At 63.4% G+C, this 7,876-nt stretch carries 10 protein-coding genes; 1 reads left to right on the top strand and 9 read right to left on the bottom strand.

Annotated elements, in window-relative coordinates:
• From AB4Z11_RS15885 to AB4Z11_RS15925, 9 genes are all read right to left on the bottom strand, one after another.
• Window positions 1-499: thiamine pyrophosphate-binding protein (locus AB4Z11_RS15885; protein ID WP_442026216.1), on the bottom strand; the 499-nt coding region annotated here is incomplete at its 3' end.
• Window positions 492-1,298: an SDR family oxidoreductase gene (locus tag AB4Z11_RS15890; RefSeq protein WP_442026217.1), complete on the bottom strand. Its 807-nt coding sequence runs from the start codon at window positions 1,296-1,298 to the stop codon at window positions 492-494. The genes AB4Z11_RS15885 and AB4Z11_RS15890, both read right to left, overlap by 8 nt.
• A gap of 10 nt (window positions 1,299-1,308) precedes the next feature.
• Entirely contained in the window at window positions 1,309-2,145 is an 837-nt protein-coding gene (locus tag AB4Z11_RS15895; protein WP_442026218.1) for an IclR family transcriptional regulator, read from the bottom strand.
• Between the two features lie 16 nt (window positions 2,146-2,161).
• Window positions 2,162-3,037: an alpha/beta fold hydrolase gene (locus AB4Z11_RS15900; protein WP_442026219.1), complete on the bottom strand. Its 876-nt coding sequence runs from the start codon at window positions 3,035-3,037 to the stop codon at window positions 2,162-2,164.
• A 1-nt stretch (window position 3,038) separates the two neighbouring features.
• Window positions 3,039-3,578, bottom strand: a complete 540-nt coding sequence (locus tag AB4Z11_RS15905; RefSeq protein ID WP_442026220.1) for a cupin domain-containing protein — start codon at window positions 3,576-3,578, stop codon at window positions 3,039-3,041.
• Window positions 3,579-3,597: 19 nt separating this feature from the next.
• Window positions 3,598-4,362, bottom strand: coding sequence for an SDR family oxidoreductase (locus AB4Z11_RS15910; protein ID WP_442026221.1), 765 nt, complete (start codon window positions 4,360-4,362; stop codon window positions 3,598-3,600).
• A 10-nt stretch (window positions 4,363-4,372) separates the two neighbouring features.
• Window positions 4,373-5,167, bottom strand: coding sequence for an ABC transporter permease (locus tag AB4Z11_RS15915; RefSeq protein WP_442026222.1), 795 nt, complete (start codon window positions 5,165-5,167; stop codon window positions 4,373-4,375).
• Window positions 5,168-5,202: 35 nt separating this feature from the next.
• Window positions 5,203-6,177, bottom strand: a complete 975-nt coding sequence (locus AB4Z11_RS15920) for an ABC transporter substrate-binding protein (RefSeq protein ID WP_442026224.1) — start codon at window positions 6,175-6,177, stop codon at window positions 5,203-5,205.
• Window positions 6,178-6,213: 36 nt separating this feature from the next.
• The gene (locus tag AB4Z11_RS15925; RefSeq protein ID WP_442026225.1) at window positions 6,214-7,002 is read right to left on the bottom strand and encodes an ABC transporter ATP-binding protein; all 789 of its coding nucleotides are present in this window, start codon (window positions 7,000-7,002) and stop codon (window positions 6,214-6,216) included.
• A gap of 297 nt (window positions 7,003-7,299) precedes the next feature.
• On the opposite strand from AB4Z11_RS15925, the gene AB4Z11_RS15930 reads away from it, so the two are divergent.
• Window positions 7,300-7,876, top strand: a 577-nt coding sequence (locus AB4Z11_RS15930; RefSeq protein ID WP_442026223.1) for an amino acid permease, incomplete at its 3' end; no start/stop codon positions are given.

Below are 7,876 nucleotides of genomic sequence, written 5' to 3' on the forward strand. Positions count from 1 at the left end.
GGATCTCGACGCTGACCGGACCCATTGGCGGCGTCAGCGCGATCTGGACTGCCTGCTTGACCGTGCCCAGTGCAGTCTCGGTGCTGCGGATGCGGAAGGCGGCTTTCGATACGGCCTTCAGCATGGTCAACTGGTCCGGCGCTTCGTGGATATAGGACAGGCTGCGGTCCAGGTAAGGCGTTTCGATCTGGCCGGTCAGGTGCAGCAGCGGCGTGCCGGCGGTCAGCGCTTCGACCATGGCGCCTGCCGCATTGCCTGCCGCGGTGCCGGTGCTGGTCAGGCAGACACCCAGGCCGCCGGTGGTGCGGGCATAGGAGTCGGCCATATTGGCGCCGCCCGCTTCGCCGCGTGCCGGCACGAAGCGGATCTGGCCGCGCTCACCGAATGCATCGAGGATCGGCATATTGTGGATGGAAATCACCCCGAAGGCAGCTTTGACGCCACACTGTTCAAGGAAGGCCGCAATGGCGGCACCGACGGTAATTTTTTGCTTAGGCATGGCGTGCAAGTCCTCCGGAAACATCGATATGGCTGCCCGTGGTGTAGGAAGAGAGTGGCGAGGCCAGGAACACAATGGCGCGTGCTGCTTCTTCCGGAAGGCCAAGGCGGCCGARCTGGATCTGTTTTTTCTGCGCCAGGCGGGCGGTCCAGTCGTCCCAGCTCATGGCGTTTTCTTCGGCGAGCCGCGCTTCATAGCGGCGGCGCCACTGGCCGGATTCGACCAGTCCAATCAGGATGCCGTTGACACGAATGCCATCCGGCGCGAATTCGGTGGCCAGCGAGCGCACCAGGTTATGAACACCGGCGCGTGCGGCGGAAGTGGCGACCATGTGCGGCTCTGGCTGGACGGCCAGCAGGGAGTTCACGCAAACGATGGAGGCCTGGCCGGGCGCGCGGCGCAATTGCGGCAGGAAGGCGCGCGTCGGGTTCAGCACCGAGAAGAACTTCAGTTGCAGCTCCTCTGCCCATGCGGCGTCGCTGGTATCGGCAAAGGTCGAGACGCGGCCCTGGCCGGCGTTGTTGACCAGCATGGATACGGCGCCCAGCTCGCGTTCGACCGCAGTGGCAAATTCGTTGACTTGTGCCGGCGCCAGGACGTCACAGGTGCGGGCGAAGATGCGCGCTTGCGGATATGCGGCGCACAGCTTGGCGGCAGCGCCATCGAGGCGCTCGGCATCGCGGCCGCACAGCGCCACAGCGGCGCCGGACTGCAGCAGCAATTCGACGGTGGCGTAGCCGATGCCGGACGAACCGCCCGTCACCACGGCCACTCGTCCTGTCAGGTTGGTCATGCTCATGCTGTACTCCTTAGCGCTGGAACATGTTCACGACCTGCGCGCCTTGCGCAGGGGCGTGGTCCAGCAGGCGCGACATCTCGGCGGCGTTGGCGCACACCTCGGTGATGATGCGCTGCATCTGGCCGGCGTCGATATGAGGGCCGGGGATGGTGGCGCCCAGCGCGGCGACAACCTTGCCGCTGCGGTCGCGCACCGGCGCTGCCACGGTGGAAATGCCGCGCTCGAAGAAGCCTTCTTCCAGCACGTAGCCACGTTCGCGGTCCTGCTGCACCATATTGAACAGATCCAGCACGGTGGCAGGGGTGCGCTCGGAATAGGCCTGCAGGTGCTCTTCCGGATACAGCTCGCGCAGCTGCGGCAAGGTCAGGTCCTCCAGCAGCACGCGGCCCAGTACCGTGGCGTGGGCGGGTAGGCGGGTGCCGACATTCACGGAGCTGACGAAAGGCGTCGGCATCACGGACTTGGCGACGTACACGATGGAGCGGCCGTCGCGCACCACCAGCGTGGTGGAGTAGCCGATCACGTCGCGCAGGCGTTCCAGCAGCGGACGGCCGATCTCGGTCAGCTCCAGCGACGCCAGGTATTCGAAGCCCAGGCGCAGCACTGCCATGCCGAGGCGGTAATCGCGGCCGCTTTCGCTGCGCTCCACGAAGCCCATACGTTCCAGTGTCGTGAGCAGGCGGAATACGGTGGAACGCGGCACGTCAAGGCGCTTGGCCAGTTCAGGTGCGGACAAGGTCTTTTCCTGGCGATTGAATTCGCACAGCAGGCGCAGGCCGCGTTCCAGGCCAGGCACGGTGTAGCGTTCGCTGTTGTCGTCTTCTGCGGCTTCAGGCTTGTTGGTCATTTGAAGTGGTCCCCGATTAATGTTGAAGGATTGCTGCTGCCGCGATGCCCGGCTGTTCGACATAGCAGGCGTGACCTGCGTTCTCGATCAGCGCGAAGGGCAGGCCGAAACGTTCGGCTACCGCGCGGCTGTCTTCCGGCGTGGTGATGCGGTCGGCGCTGCCGCACCACACCGCACCCGGCACGGCCGGTGCATAGTTCTCGATGGCGTCGCCGCACAGCAGGTGCACGGCTTGCGTGTAGCCGTCGGCGCGCAGTTGCGCCATATTCCAGCGCACCCAGTCGCGCTGCAGCGTGTCGGCTTGCCCGGACACCAGGCGCGCCGAGCGCTGCGTGGCCAGGCCGTGTACCCCAAGTTCACCCAGCGTGGACAGGCGCTCGCGTGCCACCTGCGTGCCCTGTTCCAGGCGGCCGGCGATGCCGTAGCCACGGGCAGGGCTGAGCAGAACCAGGCGTTCCAGCATGCCCGCGTTGGCGCCGGCGAAAGCGCTTGCCATCATCGCGCCGAGCGAGTGGCCGGCCAGCGTGCAGCGCTTGATGCCGAGGGCGTCCAGCAACTGGCGCAGGCGCGCCGCATAAGCGGCCGCCGCAGGGCGTGCAGCCGGCAGCCGGTCCGAATTGCCGTATCCGGGCGCATTCCACGCAATGACGCGGGCGTTGCGGGCCAGGTCCAGCGCGCAAGGCAGCCAGGATGCTGCGCCCGAGCCGATGCCGTGCAGCAGGACGACGACCGGCAGCGCTGCATCGGCACCGGCTGCCATTTCGCGGTAGCTCACTACGCCGCCATCAACGGCGGCCAGCTTTTCCGGGAAATGGCTGTCCAGCAGCGACAGCGCGTGCTGCAGGCCATCCGCAGCGGCGGTGGCATGGAATTGGGCGCTTGGGAAATTCATCTCAGCCTCGCTTGATCGACGCCAATGGATGCTCAGGCGGATACGTCGGCGTGATCGGCTTCTGGGCGCCCAGCATCACGCACATCAGCGCATCTTCTTCGCCGATATTGATCTCTTCGCGGTAGACACCCGGCGGGATCGACACCACATCGCGGTCGGTCAGGATGGTTTCATAGCGCTCACCGTCCTTCTCCAGCACCAGTTTCAGTTTGCCGCGCAGGACGAAGAAAACCTCTTCCACATCGACGTGCACGTGCGGCGGACCCTCGTGGCCGGCCGGGATGATCATGGTCGAGAAGGTGAAGTGCTCGGACGGGATGGTGCTGGTGTCCGAAGCGACGCCGGTGCCGCCGGTGCCGATATAGCGCATCTGTGCGCGGCGGTATTTCGGATCGTAGTCGGCCTGGAATTTCAGCGCATTCCAGTCGTACTTGCGGGTCGAGAAGCGCGCGATGCGGGTATTCATCCACTGCTCGAAGGAGGCGCCTTGCGGCTGGTCCCAGCTGCGTTTGATCTGCTTTTGTTCGGATACGTCGGTCATTTGTTTAGCTCCTGTGATCTCAATTCATTACAAAGCCGCCGTTGACGGCAAGGACCTGGCCGGTGATGAAGCGCGACAGGCCGGACAGCGCGAACAGCACGGCGCCCGTCACGTCGTCCGGCACCTGCAGGCGTTGCAGGGCACGGCCATCCTGGTAGTGCTGGTAGCGCTGGGCGGGTACGTATTCGGTCGCTTCCACCTTGGTCAGGCCCGGCGCGATGGCGTTGACGGTGATGTTGTTGGGACCTTCTTCGCGGGCCAGCGAACGGGTCATGCCGATCACGGCGCCCTTGCTTGCTACGTAGGCCAGCAGGTTCGGCGCGCCCCACAGCGGCGTGTCGGAAGCCAGGTTGACGATGGCGCCGTTGCCGGATGCACGCAGCGCCGGCAGGCAGGCATTGGTCATCAGCCAGGTACCRCGCACGTTCACCTGCATCACCTTGTCCCACATATCGATTTCGAGCTGCTGCGACGAGCGGCCGCCGGAATTGGTGATGGCGGCGTTGTTGACCAGGCCATCCAGGCCGCCCAGCCTGGCGATGGCGGCGGTGGCGCAGCTTTCGATGGAAGCCGGATCGGCCATATCCAGCGGGAAGCCGCATACCTGCAGGCCGCGCGCCTGCAATGCGGCCACGCTGTCGTCCAGCACATCGCGCAGGATGTCGGCCATGGCGACGGTGGCGCCGGCTTCGGCGATCGCCGTGGCAAACGCCAGGCCCAGGCCACGTGCCGAGCCGGTCACCAGTACGCGGCGGCCGGCGAGGAGTTTGGAAGTATCGGACATTGCGTTCTCCTTACTTCGACAGTTTCGGCAGGTAGTGCAGCACACGGCGCTCGGCCCATACGACGGCGGCGTAGGTCACGATGCCGGTCAGGGTCAGTGCGCAGATGGCGACGAAGACGGCAGCCGTATTGCCCTGGCCTTCGCCATCCACCAGCAGGAAGCCCAGGCCCTGGTTGCCGCCAACCAGTTCGCCGACCGTCACGCCGATCACTGCCAGCGTGGAAGCGATGCGCAGGCCGGAGAACAGCGCCGGCATGGCGGATCGGAATTCAACCAGGTGGAAGATCTGCCAGCGGCTGGCGTTCAGGGTGCGCACCAGGTTGACCATGTCCGGGTCCACGGTGCGGATCGCGGACAGTACATTGATCATCACCGGGAAGAACACGATCAGCACAGCGACCAGGATCTTCGGATACACGGTATAACCCAGCCACATCACGAACAGCGGCGCAAACGCGACCTTGGGTGCAATCTGCAGCGCCAGAATGTAAGGCGACAGCATGGCTTCGGCGCGCGGCGAGAGGCCCAGTGCCACGCCGACGGCGAGTCCAAGCAGGGAACCCAGCACGAAGCCGGCCACCACTTCCATCGCGGTTACGCCGAAGTGGTGCAGCAGGTCGCTGTTGTGCCACATGGCGACGGATTCCTGCAGCACGCGCGAGAAGTTAGGCAGGATGAACTCCGGCATGCCCAGCCAGGCCGGTCCCCATTGCCAGGCCGAGAGGAACACCACCAGTACCAGCAGGCTGCCGATCACGGTGCGGGCCGAGTCGTTCAGCAGCGGGCGGGATTTTGGCGCGCTCATGGCCGGGGTTGAAACGGTTGTCGTTGCGGTATTCATTAGCGTGCGGTGCCTACGAATTGGTTGGTGAACAGGTCGTTGACGGCAGCAGCCTTGCTGACGATGCCTTCGCTGACATAGAACTTCTGCACGTTCTCCATGCGCGCCGCGTCGATCTGGCCGACCGGCTGCTGGTTCGCGTACACGTATTTGCGGTACAGGTTGAAGATCTGCTCGATGCTGGCTTCCTTGCCCTTGTATGCAGGCACGGCGGCGACATAAGTTGCGGYGGCGGCCTTCGGATCTTTCATGATGTCTTCCATGCCGCGCAGAGTGGCGCGCACCAGGCGCTTCAGCAGTTCCGGCTTGGTCTTGATGGTTTCATCGGAAGCGATGATGGCCTGGGCCATGCTCTTGAAGCCGTTGGTTTCCAGGATCTCGACCTTGGCACCCGCATCGGTGGCGCTCACGATCCAGTCAGGCACGCCGGCCAGCGCCTGCGATTTGCCGCCTGCGAAAATCTGCCACACGCCGGAAGGCCCTGCCGCCTGGATTGCTGCATCGCTCTTGCCCAGGCCAATGCTCTTCATATTGCCCAGCAGTGCGTAGTAGGTGGTGTCGGTGTAGGACATCACGGTGACGGTCTTGCCCTTCAGGTCTTTCAGGTCCTTGATGCCTTCGTCCTTGTGCACGCCTACCATGGTCAGCGAACCCGCACCCAGCACGGCGATGGCTTTCACCGGCACGCCGTTGGCACGCACGATGATCGGGGTATCGCCAATCGCGCCGCCGATGACGGCATTGCCGGCGCCGATCTGCTTCGCCACGTCGACGCCACCCTTGGCTGCCACGAAGGTCACCTTCAGGTTCTCTTCCGCGTAATAGCCCTTCTGCTGCGCGATCATCCACGGTGCAAAGGCCACGGTATTCGGCGGGGCCGGCAGCAGGTAGGTGATTTCTTCCGGGGCTGCCATGGCAGGCAGGGCGCTTGTGACGGCCATTGCGCAGCCGAGAGAGGCGAGAATCTTTTTCATGCTCATACTTTCACTCCTGGTCGATGATCGTGTCGGTTAATGCAATTCCGCTTCCTGGTCCTTGCCCACCTTGAGCAGTTCCATCAGGCGGCCGGCCAGCGGGCCGATCTCGGGCAGCTTGCGGCGCTCCAGCGGGTTGTCGCGGTGCGGCAGGTTCACTTCGATTTCTTCGATGATGCTGCCGGGGCGCTCGCTCATCACCAGCAGGCGGTCGGACAGGGCGATGCCTTCGATCAGGTCGTGGGTGATGAACAGGGCCGTCTTGCGCTTCTCGTGCAGCATCTTGGCGAGGTCCTGCTGCAGGATCATCTTGGTCTGCGCATCCAGCGCGGAGAAGGGCTCGTCCAGCAGCAGCACTTGCGGATCGACGGCCAGCGTGCGGGCCAGCGCCGCGCGCTGGCGCATGCCGCCGGAAAGCTGGAAGGGGAAATGGTCCTCGAATCCTTTCAGGTGGCATTTGGCGAGCAGGTCGTCCGCCACACGCTGGCGCTCTTTGGCGCCGACGCCATCGATCTCCAGGCCCAGCGCCACATTGGCGCGGATGGAACGCCACGGCATCAGCAGATCCTTCTGCAGCATGAAGGCTACTTTGCGCACCGGGCGCGTGACCAGCTGGCCGCCGACATAGACCTCGCCCACGGTCGGCATATACAAGCCGGCGCCCATATTCAGAAGAGTGGATTTTCCGCAGCCGGACGGACCGATGATTGAAACGACTTCTCCGCTGCGGATGGAGATGTTCAGGTTACTGACCGCGGCGCGCGGTTGGGAAGTTTGCCGGTCGATGAAGCTCTTGCCGACATTGCGGAATTCAATCTCAATCATCATCTGTCTCGTTAAGTTTCATATATAAAACAAGGGTTTATATATGAGTTGTAATGTGATTGAAATATAGCAGACAAATCCCGGAGCGCTAGGGTTTTGTTCCAAATAAAAATCGTGGTTTCATAGGTAAAACAAAAGCCTCAGTAAACCGTCGCTATCTGTTGTAAAGCCACCCACAAAATACGCTGGCGGTGGTCGCGGGAAGCCCTATAATCGCTAAGTTTTTTTGACCGTAGAAAATAAGCAGGGCGCGGCGGCACAACCGGCGTGGCGGCTGCATTTACCCAAGGAAAATCTGTGAACCAAACGCTGGTACAGAAACTGACCCGTACCAAACCGGTCGGATCGGGCGGCGCGGCCGCCGAGAGCCTGCACGACACAGGACTCAGCCGCTCCATCGGCCTGTTCTCGCTGACCATGATCGGCGTCGGCGCCACCATCGGCACCGGTATCTTCTTCACCATGGTGGAAGCTGTGCCCAAGGCCGGTCCTTCGGTGATCCTTTCCTTCCTGCTGGCGGCACTGACCGCGGGCCTGACCGCGCTGTGCTACGCCGAGCTGTCCTTCCGCATCCCCGCTTCCGGTTCCGCCTACTCTTTCGCCTACAGCACGGTGGGCGAGTTCCTGGCCTTCATCGTCGCCTTCTGTTTACTATTGGAGTACGGCCTGGCCGCCAGTGCCACGGCGATCGGCTGGTCGGACTATCTGAACAACTTCCTCATCAATGCCTTTGGCTGGCAGATTCCCGAGGCATTGCGTTCGCCGATGATCGTGTCGACGGCGGAAGGCACGATCTATAACCTGAACCACTTCAACCTGCCGCCGATGATCCTGGTGGCCTTGTGCTGCATCCTGCTGATCCGCGGTACCAAGG

The organism is Pseudoduganella sp. RAF53_2, assembly GCF_052113985.1.
Taxonomy (GTDB): Bacteria; Pseudomonadota; Gammaproteobacteria; order Burkholderiales; family Burkholderiaceae_D; genus Rugamonas.

Bases quoted from the DNA above. Each gene is read 5' to 3' on its own strand.
- AB4Z11_RS15895 (WP_442026218.1), bottom strand. From the start codon at position 2,145: ATGACCAACAAGCCTGAAGCCGCAGAAGACGACAACAGCGAACGCTAC.
- AB4Z11_RS15905 (WP_442026220.1), bottom strand. From the start codon at position 3,578: ATGACCGACGTATCCGAACAAAAGCAGATCAAACGCAGCTGGGACCAG.
- AB4Z11_RS15900 (WP_442026219.1), bottom strand. From the start codon at position 3,037: ATGAATTTCCCAAGCGCCCAATTCCATGCCACCGCCGCTGCGGATGGC.
- AB4Z11_RS15915 (WP_442026222.1), bottom strand. From the start codon at position 5,167: ATGAGCGCGCCAAAATCCCGCCCGCTGCTGAACGACTCGGCCCGCACC.
- AB4Z11_RS15925 (WP_442026225.1), bottom strand. From the start codon at position 7,002: ATGATTGAGATTGAATTCCGCAATGTCGGCAAGAGCTTCATCGACCGG.